16 protein-coding genes are annotated in these 17,254 nt (G+C 66.6%); 11 read left to right on the forward strand and 5 right to left on the reverse strand.

Going from position 1 to position 17,254, the window contains the following annotated elements; all coding sequences use genetic code 11:
- The first annotated feature begins 124 nt into the window (after window positions 1-124).
- Window positions 125-340, forward strand: a complete 216-nt coding sequence (locus tag WIMU1_RS23630) for a PspC domain-containing protein (protein ID WP_062800784.1) — start codon at window positions 125-127, stop codon at window positions 338-340.
- Here WIMU1_RS23630 and WIMU1_RS23635 read toward each other — a convergent pair.
- The 4 genes from WIMU1_RS23635 to WIMU1_RS23650 form a co-directional block, all read right to left on the reverse strand.
- Window positions 327-1,058 (reverse strand): lysoplasmalogenase, encoded by a 732-nt coding sequence (locus WIMU1_RS23635; RefSeq protein ID WP_062800786.1) that lies wholly within the window; start codon window positions 1,056-1,058, stop codon window positions 327-329. The genes WIMU1_RS23630 and WIMU1_RS23635 overlap by 14 nt on opposite strands.
- 6 nt (window positions 1,059-1,064) lie before the next feature.
- Entirely contained in the window at window positions 1,065-2,237 is a 1,173-nt protein-coding gene (locus tag WIMU1_RS23640; protein WP_120802688.1) for a lipase family protein, read from the reverse strand.
- Window positions 2,238-2,269: 32 nt separating this feature from the next.
- Window positions 2,270-3,136 (reverse strand): hypothetical protein, encoded by an 867-nt coding sequence (locus tag WIMU1_RS23645; RefSeq protein ID WP_084248523.1) that lies wholly within the window; start codon window positions 3,134-3,136, stop codon window positions 2,270-2,272.
- Between the two features lie 245 nt (window positions 3,137-3,381).
- Complete coding sequence (locus WIMU1_RS23650; RefSeq protein WP_030164144.1) at window positions 3,382-4,191, reverse strand: Rv1157c family protein; 810 nt, start codon at window positions 4,189-4,191, stop codon at window positions 3,382-3,384.
- Window positions 4,192-4,479: 288 nt separating this feature from the next.
- Here WIMU1_RS23650 and WIMU1_RS23655 point away from each other — a divergent pair, with 288 nt between their 5' ends.
- Genes WIMU1_RS23655 through WIMU1_RS23670 form a run of 4 tightly spaced genes read left to right on the forward strand, consistent with a single transcriptional unit; the run spans window position 4,480 to window position 8,611 of the window.
- On the forward strand, window positions 4,480-5,511 hold the full coding sequence (locus WIMU1_RS23655) for a thiamine ABC transporter substrate-binding protein (protein WP_062800792.1): 1,032 nt from the start codon (window positions 4,480-4,482) through the stop codon (window positions 5,509-5,511).
- Between the two features lie 35 nt (window positions 5,512-5,546).
- The gene (locus tag WIMU1_RS23660; protein WP_062800794.1) at window positions 5,547-7,151 is read left to right on the forward strand and encodes an ABC transporter permease; all 1,605 of its coding nucleotides are present in this window, start codon (window positions 5,547-5,549) and stop codon (window positions 7,149-7,151) included.
- A 1-nt stretch (window position 7,152) separates the two neighbouring features.
- Entirely contained in the window at window positions 7,153-8,199 is a 1,047-nt protein-coding gene (locus WIMU1_RS23665) for an ABC transporter ATP-binding protein (protein ID WP_062800796.1), read from the forward strand.
- Entirely contained in the window at window positions 8,192-8,611 is a 420-nt protein-coding gene (locus WIMU1_RS23670; RefSeq protein WP_062800797.1) for a (deoxy)nucleoside triphosphate pyrophosphohydrolase, read from the forward strand. Before WIMU1_RS23665 ends, WIMU1_RS23670 begins: the two co-directional genes overlap by 8 nt.
- On the opposite strand, the gene WIMU1_RS23675 is transcribed toward WIMU1_RS23670, so the two are convergent.
- Window positions 8,583-8,765 (reverse strand): hypothetical protein, encoded by a 183-nt coding sequence (locus tag WIMU1_RS23675; RefSeq protein WP_033335720.1) that lies wholly within the window; start codon window positions 8,763-8,765, stop codon window positions 8,583-8,585. The two genes, WIMU1_RS23670 and WIMU1_RS23675, sit on opposite strands and share 29 nt — an antisense overlap.
- Window positions 8,766-8,938: 173 nt before the next feature.
- On the opposite strand from WIMU1_RS23675, the gene typA reads away from it, so the two are divergent.
- The 6 genes from typA to WIMU1_RS23705 are packed head-to-tail and all read left to right on the forward strand — an operon-like array spanning window position 8,939 to window position 17,254.
- Entirely contained in the window at window positions 8,939-10,849 is a 1,911-nt protein-coding gene (typA, locus tag WIMU1_RS23680) for a translational GTPase TypA (protein WP_023963277.1), read from the forward strand.
- A gap of 48 nt (window positions 10,850-10,897) precedes the next feature.
- Complete coding sequence (locus WIMU1_RS23685) at window positions 10,898-12,874, forward strand: ABC transporter family substrate-binding protein (RefSeq protein WP_062800799.1); 1,977 nt, start codon at window positions 10,898-10,900, stop codon at window positions 12,872-12,874.
- Window positions 12,875-12,890: 16 nt separating this feature from the next.
- Window positions 12,891-13,763 carry an N-acetyl-1-D-myo-inositol-2-amino-2-deoxy-alpha-D-glucopyranoside deacetylase gene (gene mshB, locus WIMU1_RS23690; protein ID WP_030164121.1) on the forward strand — a complete coding sequence of 291 codons (873 nt, stop codon included), beginning with the start codon at window positions 12,891-12,893 and terminating at the stop codon, window positions 13,761-13,763.
- Window positions 13,763-14,146 (forward strand): hypothetical protein, encoded by a 384-nt coding sequence (locus WIMU1_RS23695; RefSeq protein ID WP_062800801.1) that lies wholly within the window; start codon window positions 13,763-13,765, stop codon window positions 14,144-14,146. Before mshB ends, WIMU1_RS23695 begins: the two co-directional genes overlap by 1 nt.
- Before the next feature lie 25 nt (window positions 14,147-14,171).
- Window positions 14,172-16,505 (forward strand): 7,8-didemethyl-8-hydroxy-5-deazariboflavin synthase CofG, encoded by a 2,334-nt coding sequence (gene cofG / locus WIMU1_RS23700; protein ID WP_062800803.1) that lies wholly within the window; start codon window positions 14,172-14,174, stop codon window positions 16,503-16,505.
- Window positions 16,502-17,254, forward strand: coding sequence for a hypothetical protein (locus tag WIMU1_RS23705; RefSeq protein ID WP_062800805.1), 753 nt, complete (start codon window positions 16,502-16,504; stop codon window positions 17,252-17,254). Before cofG ends, WIMU1_RS23705 begins: the two co-directional genes overlap by 4 nt.

Genomic DNA, 17,254 nt, shown 5'->3' on the forward strand with positions numbered 1-17,254 from the left:
GAATCAGGGAAGTCGGCCACAAAGATCAGGGTCGATCCCCGATGGCAGGGGCGCTCGACGTCCATACATTGGGACAGGTGAGAGCGGCTCGGTGTCGCTGGGGGACTGAACAGAAAGGAATGACATGGACGAATTGGTTCGGGTTTCCGAGGGCAGGATGCTGGGAGGCGTGTGCACCGGCATCGCACGACGGTACGGCTGGGACGTGAATGCGGTGCGCGTGGCATTCGTGGTCTCGTGCCTGCTGCCGGGACCGCAGCTTGTCGTTTACCTGGCTCTCTGGTTGGTGATGCCGATGCAGGGGAAGACCGTTCCCGCCGGCGGGGTCACGCCGGTCTGACGATGCCTGCGGCATGGCGACGCCGGGCCAGTGAGTCGACGCCGTCGAGCAGGAACATCTGGGCGACGAAGTAGGTCGACAGCACGGTTGCCTCGCTCATCGCGCGTGGGAGATTGCCGCGCAACAGATACCGGCGATTCATCAGGATCGCATCGGACAGCATGAACAGGATCCCACCCGTTGCCAGTCGGCGGGTGGGATCGCCTCGTGTGCCCGACGACAGGCACGGGTCGGCGGCCGTGGCCGCCATCACCGACAAGGCTGCTCCGTAGGTACCGAGTACGGGCAGCAGCCTGGGCTGGTTCAGGATCAGCAGTGCAGCAACCTCGTTCATCACCGTGAACCGGGGGAGCAGTCGTCGACGTGTCGGCCGGGCACCGTGTCGGGTGAACAGACCGAGGTAGGCCAGGTGTGCCGCGCCGAACATGGTTGCGCCGGTCTGTATGTGCCGGTCTTTACCGGGACCGTCGGCGAACTCTTCGCGATACATGAAGTAGTCGCCGGCTGCCGAGGCGACGATCGTGGCGGCCAGCAATGCGTTGTCCGCCGGGGCCCGTCGCTTCGTGCCTCGGGCAACGGTGATCGCCAACATTCCCAGCGCTGCCGGCTTGACGACAGCGACCACCGGCCGGTGGCGAACAGCTCCCGCTGCCGCCACCAACACGGTGGTCACCGCAAACGCCTTGCGCTCCGGATACTTCCAGCCGGATACCTGCATGTCTGGTCAGCCCGCGAAGAGTCTCTCGACGAACCCTGAGGCATCAGGCAATGCGGCCGCAGCCGTGCCCTGACCGTCGGACGGATACGTCCGGATCGTCACGTTCTGTCCCGACGCCTGAACCCTGTTGATGAAGTCGAGTGTGTACGGCAGCACAACCGTGGTGTCGAGAAGGCCCTGTCCGATGAACACCGGCTTGTCGTAGCCGCGATCAGGAACACCGAGATAGGCGTCGACGACGGGCCTGATGTTCGGGATCGACGCGACCGGCTTGGTGAACAACTCGTTGAGTCCGGTCGAGGCGACCGAGCGCTGCAGTTCGGCGGAACACACCTTGAGGGCCTTGTCCACGAGTGCCTTGCCCTCGGTGCTGAGGTAGGAGTTCAGATTGAGCTCCGGGTACGAGCCGCGGATACCGGCGATCGCATAGAGCACCTCGGCGGTGAGATCGGTGGGCAGCGGCACGGGGATGAAACCCGGTCCGGCACTGAGCACCAGTTCGCCCAGGTTGGCGGGCACGCTGGTGGTCACCGCGCCCCGGAAGTCGAGCTCTGGGCCCTGCCATGTGATGGCGTTGCGCGCAGTCGCCAGCGCCGAGGTCGCCCCACTCCCGTTCCCGTTGACGATCCACTCGTCGGACAGGTCCGGGGTGATGTCGTGGGCGGCCTTGACCGCGTCGACGATGTTGCGTGCCTTGATGTCGCCCTGCAGGTCCGGCGTGGCCCCTTCGACACCGAGACCGGCGTAGTCCGAGGCGACCACGGCGTAGCCCTTGCGGAGCCAGGGGGTGATGTCGTTCCAGTGGGCGGCGGATTCGGTCTTGCCCGACCAGGACGGCGCGCACTTGTCGGCCAGGCCGACGGTGTCGTGCGCCCATGCGATCACCGGCCAGCCACCCTCGGGCGCAGTGCCTCTCGGCAGGTACACCGCGGCACTGCTGATCTCGCTCCGATTTTCGGCCGCGGTGGTCCAGTACGTGAAGCGGTCGGCGCTGCCGGCGCCGGTGACCCAGCGGTCGTCTGGCAGACCGATGTTGGCGTGGACGGTGCCCGAGGTGGCGGTCGGCGCGGCGGCTGCGACGCCGGTCCCGATCGCGGTGGCAACGGTCGCGGCCAGGGCAGCAACGGTCAGACCGCTGACACCCATCCGTCGCAGTGCTTGTGTGTGAACACTTTTCATGACTTCTCCTACAAGAAAACGCTGATACCGAGCTACGCCTGGGTGATCCCGATCATCGGGAAGAAGAAGCAGCTGCGGTTTCCGTTCTGGACGGTGCCGAAGACTGCGGACAACACTGTGCCGTTGCCCGTCTCCACCGGTGCCAGACGGGCACCCTTGACGCTGACGTTGTTCACCACGGCCGAGATGCGCTCGGCGATCGCGGTGCGGATTGCGGCCGGGAAGGAGGCGGGGACGTTCTTCATCAGCAGGTCGACGATCGTCGTGCCCACCGGCGCCATGTCCGCGAAACCGCCCTTGAGGGTGTTCACGTTGAACCAGGCGACCTGCATGCCCGTGGCTGCGCCGTCGGCAGTGATGCCGGCCGGGAAGAAGCCGAAGAGCGTCTCACCGTCTTTGATCAGGTTGGCGTCGAGTCCTTCGGGAAGCTTCAGCCCGGGCAGGAAGTAGGGGCCCGGAATCGCTCCACCTACTGCGGGGACCAATCCGAGCGGATTGGATTCGGTCGGGGCTGTGCAGTTGAAGGCCGCCGACGGGTTGATGAAGCTCTGGATGCCGAGCTTGCGCAGGCTCTCGTTCGCTTCGGCGAGAAGGCCGAACATGTCCGAGGAGTCAGCTGCCGGCGTGGCCGCTGTGCCGGCGACCTCGGTCGGCACCTGACCTGTTCCGCCCAGGAGTGCTTTCGCCGCGGCCAGGGCGGTCGGATCTCCCGAGGTCTTCTTCAGCGTTCCGATCGCCGAGGTGAGTTCGGCGTCGCTGGGGGTGTGCTTCGGAGCGGTGAGGGTCGTGTTGATCGGTGCCGCAGGCTCGGCCGAAGCCAGGGCAGGCATCAGCAGCGCTCCGGACGCTGCGATCGCTAGTGCGGCGACGCCTCGGCGAAGCATTGGTGAGCTGGGCATGGTTCCCCCTTGAAGAGAATGATGATGGGCCACCTGTTACCCGTGTGACAGATGTGGCCAATGGTGCGCTTGTTACACACAACCATGTGATTCAAGGAGAAGGCAAGCTGCGACGCCGACCTGTGATGCAACTGCTACCGTTCCGGTTTCCCTGCGGGTCAACGGATCTCGGCGGGACTGTTCGCAATGAGAAAAGAAACAGGCGCCGACCAGATGGTCGGCGCCTGTTGCTGTGCGGGGGAGGGCTAGATGTTCATCAAGCCGACGGTCGGGATGATGGTGCAGCTGACCACCTTGCCCTCGGTCTTTGTGGTGACGTTGCCGTAGATGGCCGAGATGACCCGGCCCTTACCGGTTTTCGCGATCGTGGTGAAAGTTCCGGGACCCTCGGCGACGTTGATCTTCTCGTTGCGCTGCAGGCTCTGCTGGCCGGTCTTGCCGGTGTCGATGTTGACCCAGGCCACGGTCAGCGGGGCTTCTTTGTTGTTCACTGCGGGCCCGGTGCCGAGGCTGGTGTAGACGAAGCCGGCTTCGCCGCGGGCGGGGCCGGGAGCGGGTGCCTGCTGCGGTCCTGCGGTCGCGAGCGCGGTGCCCACGGAGTTGCCTCCGGGAATGCACCCGTTACCCAGGGTCGGGTAGAGGAATTGCTGGATCACGGGTGCGCCGGGGCCGGTGGGAATGGCGGGACCGCCACCGCCGGTGCCCTCGAGGAAGCTGATGACACGATCCCAGATCTTCGCGAGGTCTGGCGGCAGTCCGGAGTCGGCTGCCAGGGTCTTGGCGTTCGCCATCAGATCGGCATTGACCTTGCCGTCGGGGCCCGGGGTCGCGGCCGAACCGATGATCGCCGGGACGAATGCGCCCAGCGACTGCAGTGTGGCCTCGCTGACCTTGGGTGTCGGCGCCGGGGCCGGTGCGGCGGAGGCCGTGGCCGGCAGTGCGAGCGCAGCGCTGGCGGCAACCGCGACGGCCGTGACGACCCGGCGGGCGGAAAGGTTGGGCAACGGCTTGCGTGAACGCTTGCTGCTGCGACCTGTCGGCTCACTGAATAGCACTGTGTGGTGTCCCATCTTGCGTTGATTGCCCGCGATCTGACGGCTGGTGTGTAAATCGCCGTGCTGACGGTAACCGTTCCGTGACCATCCCGCCAACAGGGGGACGCGCCGCGAGAATCGATTTCTGTCGCCAGGGGACCATAGCGTGTTACTGGAGTGACTCATGGGGCTGGAGACACAATTGTTATGTGTCATTCGGGCCACGACCTCGCGCACTGGGCGAGAGGGTTCCGTCGAGTGCCTGGTTAGATCATTGATGACCAGCACCACCGCACCTCTGGAGGCTCGATGCGTCGACGACATCAACTCGTAGCAGCGCTGATCGCTGCCGCGGTCGCCACGACCGCCTTGAGCGCCTGTGGCGACTCGGACACCAGCGACGAGGTGGTGTTGCTCACCCACGACTCGTTTGTGCTGCCGGACGAACTCCTGGCCACCTTCGAGGACCAGACCGGACTGACCCTGAAGGTGGTCAAGGAAGCCGATGCGGGTCAGCTGTCGTCCTCGGTCGCCCTCACGGCCGGATCGCCTCGCGGCGACGCCGTGTACGGCATCGACAACACCTTCGCGTCCCGGGTCATCGACGCCGGTGCCCTGGCGGAGTACACCAGCCCCGACAACGCGCTCGGACCCGCCGACGACGCGTTGCCGCCCCCCAACCTGCTCACCGCCGTCGACCGGGGAGACGTCTGCGTGAACGTGGACAACACCTGGTTCGCCGACCGCAACCTGCCCGCACCCCGGAACCTGGCCGACCTCACCGATCCGCGGTACCGCGGGCTGACCGTCGCCATGGATCCCGCTACGTCATCACCCGGAATGGCGTTCCTGCTCGCGACCATCGCCGCCTACCCGGATGGGGTGAACGGCGGATGGCGGGGCTACTGGCAGCGACTGCGCGACAACGAGGTGGCCATCGCGCCCGGATGGACCGAGGCCTACAACCAGGAGTTCACCGCGGGTGAGGGCAAGGGCTCCAAGCCGATCGTCGTCTCCTACGCATCGTCGCCCGCGTTTCTCCCCACCACCACCGCCTTGCTCGACACCTGCTTCGAGCAGATCGAGTACGCCGGCGTGCTGCGCGGCGCGTCGAACGAAGACGGCGCCAAGAAAGTCATCGACTACTTGATCAGTGAGCCCGTTCAGGCGGCGCTTCCCGAGTCGATGTACGTCTACCCGGTCCGTGAAGGAACACCTCTGCCCGCCGACTGGGCTCAGCACGCTCCCGAGCCCGAGTCCGCCGCAACCATGCCCGCCGACGAGATCGCGACGAACCGCGAAGCGTGGCAACAGGAGTGGCGCACCGTGATGGGCCGCTGATCGAGGTGCCGACGGCTCGGCCGGCACATTCGGCCATGTCCGGCCGAGTGGCGGTGACGGCTCTGGGCGCGGCCCCGCTGGTGTTCGTGGCGGTGATGTTCGGCTGGCCACTCGTGGCCTTGGCGGAGCGGGCGTTCGCCGGCCGCTCCGCGTCGAACCTGTGGCAGCTTCTCGATGGCGCCAACGCCGCACACCTGCTGTGGTTCACCGTCGCGCAGGCGGCCGCGTCCACTGCCCTCACCCTGCTGATCGGCCTTCCGCTCGCGTGGGTGCTGTCCACCTATGAACTCCGGGGTGCGCTGCTGCTGAGGGTGCTCGTCACCATCCCTTTTGTCCTGCCCACTGTTGTTGTCGGCGTTGCGTTCTCAGCTCTGCTGGGTGATCGCGGTCCGCTCGCCGGACTTGATCTCGCCGCATCGGTCTGGGCAATCCTTTTGGCGCACATGTTCTTCAATGTCGCAGTGGTGGTGCGCACGGTCGGGTCGGTGTGGTCCGGAATAGATCCTCGCTCCGAGCAGGCCGCCCGGACTCTCGGAGCCGGACCCGTTCGCGTGTTCCGCACGATCACCTTGCCCGCGTTGGCCCCGGCCATCGCCTCTGCGGCATCAGTGGTGTTCCTGTTCTGCGCGACCAGCTTCGGGGTCATCCTGATACTCGGTGGCGGCAGATTCAACACGCTGGAGACCGAGATCTACCGGCAGGCAATCGGCTTCTTCCAGCTACCTGCTGCGGTTGCGCTCTCGATGGTCCAGATCGTCGTGGTCGCGGTGGTGGTCGCGATCAGCGCGATCCTCGGGCGCCGGGCCCGCGCGACAGCTGCTCCGCGATATCGCAGGCGACCACGCGGCCGTGAATGGCCGGTGATCGGCTCGATCCTCGGGGTGTCCGGGGTGATCCTGCTGGCCCCACCGGCAATCCTGGTGCTGCGCTCGGTGCGACCCACCGTGGGTGGGAGCTGGAATCTGGACGGTTACCGGGCGCTGTCGGAGTCGGTGAACGGTCAGACACCACTGGACACCATGCGGTATTCGCTGGTCAGTGCGACGTGGGCGACGGTCATCGCGATGGTCCTCGGTCTTGCCGGCGCCGTTGCCATCTCCCGGGCGACGGGGTGGTCGGGCAGTGTTGCCACGGTGATCACCATGCTCCCGCTGGGGGTCAGCGCGGTGACCGTCGGCCTCGGGTACCTCGTTGTCCTGACGACGATGCCGCGGGAGGTGAGCACCTCGCCGGCCATCGTGCCCGCGGTGCAGGCCCTGATCGCATGTCCACTGGTCATTCGGATCCTCGTGCCGGCAATGGGTCTGATCGACCAGCGGCTGCGTCAGGCGACGGCCACCCTGGGAGCCGGTCCGTGGCGGGTGTGGTGGACCGTCGACTTCCCGGTCATCAGGCGAGCACTGTGCGCTGCAGCGGGTTTCGCTTTTGTCATCGCGCTCGGGGAGTTCGGGGCGACCAGTTTTGTCGCTCGTCCCGACACCACGACGGTGCCGGTACTGATCGGTTCGTCCCTTGCCAGGCCCGGGTCGGGCAACTTCGCGACCGCGATGGCGTGCTCGGTGATGATGCTGGTGGTGACTGCCGTGGTGGTCACCCTGATCGAGGTCGTCCGTCGCGAAGAACGGGGAGGCGAGTTCTGAGATGCTCCAATTGTCCTCTGTGACAGTCGGTTATCGGTCCGAAACCGTCCTCGACGACCTCAGCTTGTCGATCGGCACCGAGGGATCGGCCATCACGGCACTGCTGGGTCCGTCGGGATGTGGCAAATCCACCCTCATCCGTGCCATCGCCGGCCTGGAACCACTGACCGGCGGCACGATCACGTTCGACGGAGCGGATCTGGCGCCGATCGCGACCCATCGGCGCGACTTCGGGGTGGTGTTCCAGGACGGACAGTTGCTGCCCGGACGCAGCGTCGCAGACAACATCGGATACGGATTGCGTGCCCGACGCTGGCGTAGAGATGCCACCGCCGCCCGGGTGGCCGAGATGCTCGACCTGGTTGATCTCTCCGGCTACGGGAACCGGCAGGTCGCCGAGTTGTCGGGTGGGCAGCAGCAGCGGGTGGCCCTGGCCCGCGCTCTTGCCCCTCGTCCTCGCCTGTTGTTGCTCGACGAACCACTTTCGGCCCTCGATCGGCAACTTCGTGAACGACTCGCCGTCGAGATCGCCGAGATCATCGACGCCACAGGCACTCCCACCATCGTGGTGACCCACGACCACACCGAGGCGGCGTTGATGGCCGACCACATCGCCGTCATGGACCGGGGCCGGATCATCCAGCACGACGACCCGGCGTCGTTGTGGCGCGCACCGCGAAACGAGCGGGTCGCTCGGTTCATCGGGTGCACGACCATCTGCCAAGGGACCGTTCGTGCGGGTGTGTTGGACAGCGACCTCGGTGCGGTCGCACTGGATGTTCCCGATGGGCGAGTGCGAATAGGGCTACGGCCGGATGCCGTCACGGCCGTACCGCTTGCCGATGCCGGGCAGTCGGCGCCCGTGGGAACGGTGCGGCATGTGGCGTCGCTGCCGGAGGGGACACGAGTGCGGCTGTCGGTGGCGGGAATCGATGTCGATGCCGTGAGCAGCGCTGCGGTGTCGTTGGGTGATCGGATGGCGATTGCGCTCGACGCACACCGGCTTGCGGTCATCACCGAACACAGCACGGAGGACGCCGATGCGTGAAGTCGTCGCCGGGGCAGTGATCGGGGATGGTCGGCTGCTGCTCGCGCAACGGACCTATCCCACGGAGGTCGCCGGGTTGTGGGAACTGCCTGGCGGAAAGGTCGAGGCGGGGGAGACCCGTGAACAAGCCCTGCGCCGCGAACTCGGCGAGGAACTCGGCATCGAGGTACGAGTCGGTCGGCAACTAGGGGACCCCGTACCGTTGCGCGCCGACCTCGTCCTGGTCGCGCTGGCCGCTGATCTGATCAAGGGGTCGCCCCGCCCGGCGGAACACTCGGCCGTGCGGTGGGTCGAGACTCCGGAACTCGAGTCGATGGCGGCGCGGGGTGAACTCGTGCCTGCGGACGCTGCCTGGCTAGATGACCTGATCGAACTGCTGGCCGTCAGGCAGCGCGGGAACGGACCTTCTTGAGGGCTTTGGTGAGTTCCTTGTTGGACATGCCCTGATCAGCGAACTTCTGCATCTTGTGGATCACCACGGGGCAGCGAAGGCACCGGGTGGACGATCGGCAGCACTTCTTTTTCGCCTTCATGCTGCAGACATCTGCCGCCTTCTTCTTGCCCACTGCTGACCTCTTCGCGTCGGTGCGTACCCGGAAAAGTTAGGTTAGCAGCACCTTAATTCTAGGGTCGATGTGTCCTGTGACGGCGCTCTCACCGGGGTACCGGATACCCTGTATTGGTCTGAGCACCTCGCTCGACCTTTTTGACATGCCCACTTCACGTCCGGAGAACTTCAGTGACTGCTGCCCCCAATTTCCGCAACGTCGCGATCGTTGCGCACGTCGACCACGGGAAAACCACCCTGGTTGATGCGATGCTGCGGCAATCGGGCGTTTTCGAGGAACGCGCCGAACTCGTCGATCGTGTGATGGATTCCGGCGACCTCGAGCGGGAAAAGGGCATCACGATCCTCGCCAAGAACACCGCGGTGCACCGTCGTCAGCCCGACGGCACCGAAGTGGTCATCAACGTCATCGACACCCCCGGCCACGCCGACTTCGGTGGTGAGGTCGAGCGCGGCCTGTCCATGGTCGACGGTGTTGTGCTCCTGGTCGACGCGTCCGAGGGTCCGCTGCCGCAGACCCGCTTCGTGCTGCGCAAGGCCCTTGCCGCCTCGCTGCCCGTGATCCTGTTGGTCAACAAGACCGACCGACCCGATGCCCGCATCGCCGAGGTCGTCGAGGAAAGCCACGATCTGTTGCTCGACCTCGCTTCGGACGTCGATGACGAAGCTGCCGAGGCCGCCGAACTGGCCCTCGATCTGCCCGTCCTCTACGCCTCGGGCCGCGCCGGTATCGCCAGCACGAAGGCGCCCGAGAACGGCAACGTCCCCGAAGGCGAAAACCTCGACGCCCTCTTCGACGTTCTGCTCTCGTACGTGCCGGCCCCCAAGGGCGATCTCGACGCGCCTCTGCAGGCCCACGTCACCAACCTCGACGCGTCGGCCTTCCTCGGTCGCCTCGCGCTGGTCCGTCTCTACGCCGGCACCTTGAAGAAGGGCCAGACCGTCGCTTGGCTGCGTGAGGTCAACGGCGAGCCCGTCACCGAACGCGCCAAGATCACCGAGCTCCTGATCACCGTCGGTGTCGAGCGGACGCCCGGCGAGGTCGCCGTCGCCGGCGACATCGTGGCCGTCGCCGGCATGCCGGACATCATGATCGGCGACACCCTCGCCGACATCGATCACCCGATCGCGCTGCCACGGATCACGGTCGACGAGCCGGCGATCTCGGTGACCATCGGCACCAACACCTCGCCGCTCGTCGGTCGGGTCAAGGGCCACAAACTCACCTCTCGCATGGTCAAAGACCGCCTCGACAGCGAACTGATCGGTAACGTCTCGCTGCGCGTCCTCGACATCGGCCGTCCCGATGCCTGGGAGGTCCAGGGTCGTGGCGAGCTCGCGCTGGCCATCCTCGTCGAGCAGATGCGCCGCGAGGGCTTCGAGCTGACCGTCGGCAAGCCGCAGGTGGTCACCAAGCAGGTCGACGGCAAGCTCCACGAGCCGTTCGAGCACCTGACCATCGACGTCCCCGAGGAGTACCTCGGTGCGGTCACTCAGCTGCTGGCGGCCCGCAAGGGTCGCATGGGCGACATGACCAACCACGGCAGTGGCTGGGTTCGGATGGAGTTCATCGTGCCCTCCCGCGGACTGATCGGTTTCCGGACCGACTTCCTGACCGAGACCCGCGGCACCGGTATCGCCAACGCGGTGTTCGACGGCTACGCGCCGTGGGCCGGCGAGATCCGCGCCCGCCACACCGGCTCGCTGGTCTCCGACCGCGCGGGAACGGTGACGCCGTTCGCGATGATCCAGCTCGCCGATCGCGGAACGTTCTTCGTCGAGCCGGGTGCCGACACGTACGAGGGCATGGTCGTGGGTATCAACCCGCGCATGGAGGACCTCGACATCAACGTCACCAAGGAGAAGAAGCTGACCAACATGCGTCAGTCCTCCGCCGACGTGATGGAGACCCTGGCCAAGCCCATCAAGCTCGAGCTCGAGGCCGCGATGGAGTTCTGTACCGACGACGAGTGCGTCGAGGTCACCCCGGAGGTCGTCCGGGTGCGCAAGGTCAACCTCGACTCGAACACCCGCGCACGTGAGCGGTCGAAGACCAAGGCCCGCAACCAGAGCGTCAGCTGACTCGCTGTGTGAGCTGACATCGGGCGAAGGATCGACGACGGGGAGTTGATGACGGGCGACGCTGCCGGACAATCGCGGTTGGATACCAAGGCGCTCAGCGCGCTGAGGTGCTTGGGGCTCGTCGCGGCGTGTCTCATGCTCGTCACGGCGTGCGTCGCCGACCCGCCGCCCCCTGTGCAGCAGACCAATTCGGTTCCGCCCGAGCCCACCGAGCCGTCGGGTCAGGTGCTGTACGTCGCCACCGATTCGATCGGTATCGGCTTCAACCCACACCTGGCCGCGGACCAGTCGGCGGTGACCACGGCGGTCGCGGCGATGACGTTGCCCAGTTCATTCCGGCCGGTCGCCGACGGCCCGCGGGTGGGATGGGTGATGGACCCGGCTCTGCTCACCAGCGCGGAGGTGACCGGCACCGCGCCGTTCACGATCACCTATCGCATCCACGAGGACGCGCAGTGGTCCGACGGGCTGCCGATCACCGCAGAGGACTTCATCTACCTCTGGCAGCAGATGTCACGTCAACCCAACGTCACCGCGCCCGCCGGATACCGGCTGATCACCGATGTCCGCAGTGGCGGTGGTGGCAAAGAGGTCACCGCGACCTTCGCGGCGCCGTACCCGGCATGGCGGGAGCTGTTCAACGACCTCCTTCCGTCGCATGTGCTCAAGGGCGCTCCCGGCGGCTTCCAGTCGGGCATGGACAGCGGCTTCCCTGCGTCCGGTGGCCCCTTCACGATCAGCGGCATCGACCACAGCCGCGACGAGGTGCGGATGATCCGCAACGATCGGTTCTGGCTCAAGCCGGCAATCGTCGACCGGCTGACCCTCCGGCGCGCCGGCACCATCAGCCAGGTGGCGGACTCGATTCGCTCAGGCGACACGCGCGTCGCCGCGATCAGCGGCGGGCCGGCCCTGGGCGCCAACCTCGGCAGCATCGGGGGTGTCCAGACCGGGAAAGTGGCCCAGTCCCGCACGCTCGGGATCACGGTGAACACCCGGACCGACTCGATGGCCGATCTGGATCTGCGGCGGGCGGTGCTCGGTTCCATCGACACCCAGCTCGTCACCTACGCCGGAGCGGACGACACCGAGGTGCTGCCGGCCATGAACTCGGTGTACGCACCGTCGGACCCGGGTTATTACCCGGTTCCGCGCACGGTTGCCACACCTCAACAGATCGATGGGTGGATATCGGCCGCCGGATATCGCCGGGGACTGGCCGAACCGCCACCGACCCCGTCGGACGAATCGATCCCGTCGGATGCGCCGGTCTCGACGACAACGGAGACCACCACCACTGCACCTGGTTCGTCTGACGAGTCGGGCACATCCACCCCGCAGACCCCAGCCGGCGATCTGCCCCGCCTGCCCGTGGGCGTCCAGCAGGTGGAGCGGGACGGTGACCCCCTCATTGTGCGGGTTGCCTCGGTCAGCGGCGATCCACGGACCGGCGCCGCGGCCGCGAACATCGTGGACCAGCTGGGCCGCTCGGGAATCCGCGCCGAGACCGTCAGCCTGTCCACCGCCGACCTCTACAGCTCGGCTCTGACCGGCCGTCAGGTCGACATAGTCGTGGGCTGGAGCCGCGCGGGCGAGTCGCCCGCCACCGCACTGGCATCGAACACCGAATGCCTCAGTACCGAGGCGACCACGGAGACATCGGCCTCGGGTGAACCCGGTCCCAGCCCGTCGGCGACACCATCGCCCGGCCCCACCGAGTCGGCGTCGAGCTCGTCGCAGGCACCCGAGGAGCGCACCGAACCGCGGTACACCAGCAACGTGTCCGGTCTATGCGACCCGGCACTGCAGGCCCTGTCGGCGCGGGCCATCTCGGCCGACGACCCGACCGAGGATCTCCGCGGCGCCCAGCGGCTCCTCGACGACCAATCTGTGTATCTGCCCGTCTATCAGGACGTCCTCACGACGGCGGTATCGCCGCTGGTGACCGGCGCACCTGTCACCGGGCCGGTTCAGACGGGTATCTTCGGTGGGTCCGCGGGCTGGCAGCAGCAGACCGGAAATTGAAAAGAGAACTCTCACCTTGAACCGTTTGCTGTTCGTGCACGCCCATCCCGACGACGAGACCATCACCACCGGCGGCACAATCGCGAAGTACCTGGCCGACGGAGCCGAGGTCACCGTCGTCACCTGCACGCTGGGTGAGGAGGGAGAGGTGATCGGGGAGCAGTGGAGTGGTCTGGCCGCAGACGGCGGTGCCGATCAGCTCGGGGGCTACCGGATCAGCGAATTGACCCGGGCCCTGGCGGAGCTGAGCGCTCCGGCGGCCGAATCCCTCGCACCGGTGTTTCTGGGCGGCGCCGGCCGGTGGCGTGACTCGGGTATGGCCGGGGCGCCGTCGAACGACCACCCGCGGGCATTCATCGGCGCCGGTACCGTACCGGCCGAGGTCTTGGCCGAGCTGATCTGTCAGACGCGTCCGCAGGTCCTCGTCGGTTACGACCCGGTGGGAAGTTACGGGCATCCCGACCACATCCAGGTGCATGCGATCTGCGCCCGGGCCATCGAGCTCGCGGCAGCGTCGGAGACCCGGCCGTGGACGGTGAGCAAGCACTACTGGACGGTGACCGAGGAATCGGCGCTTGCCGACGGGCTGGCCTCTGCGCAGACGCGGGTCCCTTCGGGCTGGCGGATGCCGCTGGCGGGAGAGCTGCCCAGTCATCCTGATGCCGAGGTCACGACGGCCATCGACGTGCGAGAGGTGTACGACCACAAGGTCCGGGCACTGGCCGCTCATGCGACACAGGTCACGGTGTCAGCGTCGGGTACCGAGTACGCGTTGTCCAACAACATCATTCAGCCCATCTTCGCCGAGGAACACTACATCTTGGTGTCCGGGGTCCAGGGGCCTACGGGGCCGGGGGGCCGTGAGCCGGACCTGTTCGGGGGGCTGTGATGCGCAGGGCTCTGCTGGTTTTCCTCTGGCTGGACGGATTCCTGGTGGGCATCGCCTCGGTGGCGTTCCTCCAGCTGACCATCGGCACCGTACAGGTTCCGATCAGCGCCGTGGTGGCGGCAGCTGCGAACTGTGTCCTGCTGTGGTGTTGCGCGACGCTCGCCGAGACCACGGCCCGATTCGGTGCTCTCATCGCGTTCGGTCTCGCCTTCTTCGTGGCCACCGCAAGTGGCCCCGGGGGTGATGCTCTGATGCCTCAGGACTGGCGAGCATTCGCGCTGCTGGGGCTGGGTGTGGGAGTTCCCGCATTCGTGTCGTACGCCGGGTTGTTGCCGGCCGCCGACCCCGGCAAGGCCACCCCGGTCGCGGGGGCCAGGGAATGATCGGGCAGCCGGGGAGCATTATCTGATGGTGACCCCAGACCAGCTGACCTCAGAGGCGCAGACGGACGGGCAGGTGTCTGCAGCGGTACAAAACGCGTTGCAGCAGGCCCGCGAAGGCGCCCTCAGCCCGGACCAGGCCACGACGTTGCTTGCAGTGCGAGGCCATGAGCTCCAGCAGTTGTGTCGCATCGCCGCCGACCTGCGTGACGTCGGGCTCGCAGAAGAAGGCCGCGACCGCCAGATCACCTACTCGCGCAAGGTTTTCATCCCGCTCACACGCTTGTGCCGCGATCGCTGCCACTACTGCACCTTCGTCACGGTGCCGGGCAAACTCAGCCGCGCGGGCCACGGGATGTTCCTCGAACTCGACCAGGTTGTCGAGATCGCCCGGCAGGGCGCTGAATTGGGTTGCAAAGAAGCACTGTTCACCTTGGGGGACCGGCCTGAAGACCGGTGGCCCGAAGCGCAGCAGTGGCTCGACGAACGCGGCTACAGCTCCACCCTCGACTATGTCCGAGCCGCTGCCATCCGGGTTCTGGAAGAGACCGGCCTGCTGCCCCACCTCAATCCCGGGGTGATGAGTGCCGCAGAGATGTCGCGGCTCAAACCGGTCGCCCCATCGATGGGCATGATGCTCGAGACCACGGCACGCCGTCTCTTCACGGACCGGGGGAACTGTCACTACGGCAGTCCGGACAAGGACCCGGAGATCCGCAAGCGGGTACTCGTCGACGCCGGCCGGATGTCCATACCGTTCACCACGGGGATCCTCGTCGGAATCGGGGAGAGTTTCGCCGAGCGTGCCGACTCCTTGATCGAGATCGGCAAGATACACAACATCTTCGGCAACGTCCAAGAAGTCATCGTCCAGAACTTTCGGGCCAAGCCCGACACCGCGATGCGCGGGGTCGCCGACGCCGAGTTCGAGGAGTTCCTGGCGGCAGTCGCGGTGGCGCGCATCGTGCTCGGGCCGCGGATGCGAATCCAGGCCCCGCCGAATCTGGTCTCTCCTGCCGAGTGTGCGGCGCTGGTCTCGGCGGGCGTCGACGATTGGGGTGGTGTGTCGCCGTTGACGCCCGACCACGTCAATCCCGAACGGCCCTGGCCCAATCTGGAATCCCTGGCCGAGATCACCGCCGCCACGGGCTACACCCTCACCGAGCGCGTCACTGCGCAGCCGCGTTACGTCCTGCAAGGCGCGCCGTGGATTGATCCGGCTGTCGCGGGCCACTTGCAGGCGGTGGCGGATCCGACGACCGGCCTGGCCGCCGACATCCGTCCGAGCGGTCGGCCTTGGGGTGTGGTTCGTGAGGCGGGCCCAGCCCAGGCTCGGGGTGTGCCGGACTTCGCCGCGGCTTTGGACCGTGCTCACGCCGACCCGGCCGGCTGCAGTCCCGACGACTACCTGACCTTGGCGCACGCCGACGGCGAGGAGCTCAATGCTCTTGTCGCGCTGGCTGATTCGCTACGTCGACAGACTGTCGGCGACGACGTCACCTACGTGTCCAGCCGCATCATCAACACCGTGTCCGTGTGCGAACCCGGCTGCCGATACTGCGCGACCTCCACCCACTCGGCTCTGTCGGCCGAGGAGGTCGCCGACCGGGCCTGGGAAGCATCGATCGCCGGGGTGGATGAGGTCTGCATTCGAACCGACTCCAACGCCACCGCCGCAGAGTGCTGTCAGTACATCCGCGCCATCAAGTCGCGGGTGCCGTTCATGCACGTGAGCCTCCTGGTCCCCGAGACGATCGGCGTCGCGGTCCGTGCGGGCGGGCCGGTGGCCCACACGCTCCTGGCCGAACTGCGTGACGCGGGCCTCGACCACATCGGTGGCGCAGCAGGACTCAGCATGGGGACAAGCGCGCTCTCGGTGGCCCATGAGTTGGGGCTGCGTTCCACTGCGACACTGGTCTACGGCCACGGGGACGGACCCTCAGACTGGGTACGTGAGTTGGGCCTGGTGCGCGAGATGTTCGACCGCACCGAGGGATTCATCGACTTCGTGCCGCTTCCGTTCTCACACGCCGGAGCCCCCGCCCCGTCTGTGGACGCCACGAAACCGACGATCCGCGACAGTCGGGCAGTGCACGCTCTGTCGCGTGTGATGTTGCACGGTCGGATTTCGACGATCGGAACCAGTCTGCGCGGTCTCGGGGTGGCGGATGCGCAGTTGATGCTGCAGAGTGGCGCAAGCGATCTGGGGCGGACGGCAATCGAGGAAACCATCGCGCGATCAACCGGGTCGCATCATGGCCTCGCGTGGACACCCGCAGAGATGCGGTCCATGGCTGGAGCAATCGGCCGACCAGCGCAGGAGCGAATCGTCGCCGGCGTCCGAAAAGCGAGTGCCGCATGAAGTTACCGCTGCCACCGGCGAAGCACCTGAGTGATCACGAGGTCGCCCGGTTGTTGTACACGGCCACCGGGTTGATCGATCCCGCCCTCGGGGCGGTGGAGCACCTCGATCCCCTGGGGATCAAGCACAGAACGTTTCGGGGACCCGAACAGCAGGCCATCTCGGCGTCAGAGGTGCCCGCCGAGGGGATCGCGAAATTGATTGCGGTGTTGGACGACTCACTCGTCAAGGTCACCGATGCTTCCGGCTTCCCGGGGACGGCGAAATGGGAGAGCTGGACCGCTGATCAGCGCCGCGACTGGTGGGTCGGCCGTATGGGAACAGTGACCACGGCCCTGGTGGCCTACCCCGGGGTGTTCGGCGTGATCGCCAATCGGTTGCCGATCCAGGTGATCGCCGGATTCGTGCAGCAGGCGGTCGTGCTGTGCGCGGTCGCACGGGCATACGGCATCGACGACCGTCATGCGCAGACCGACCTGCTCGCCCACGTTCTCTGCCGCCGGAAACTGGATTCGCGTGCGTTGCTGCGCAATCGGTCCGCAGACGAAGGTCACGCCTCGGTGTGGGACAGGCTGGCCACATCACGTGCCATCGTCGGTGAGTTGGGTCGTCGTCCGTCGCCGCGTCAACCCTGGCGGATGCTGGGTGCCCTACCGGTCATCGGCGCCGTGGCCGATTTCATCGGCGAGCACTCCGCCCTTCGTCGGGCCACGGACTCCGCGGTGGAGAAGATCCAGCACAACAGCTGA

Origin of the sequence: Williamsia muralis NBRC 105860 (assembly GCF_001598915.1) — a bacterium.
GTDB classification, from domain to species: Bacteria; Actinomycetota; Actinomycetes; order Mycobacteriales; family Mycobacteriaceae; genus Williamsia; species Williamsia muralis.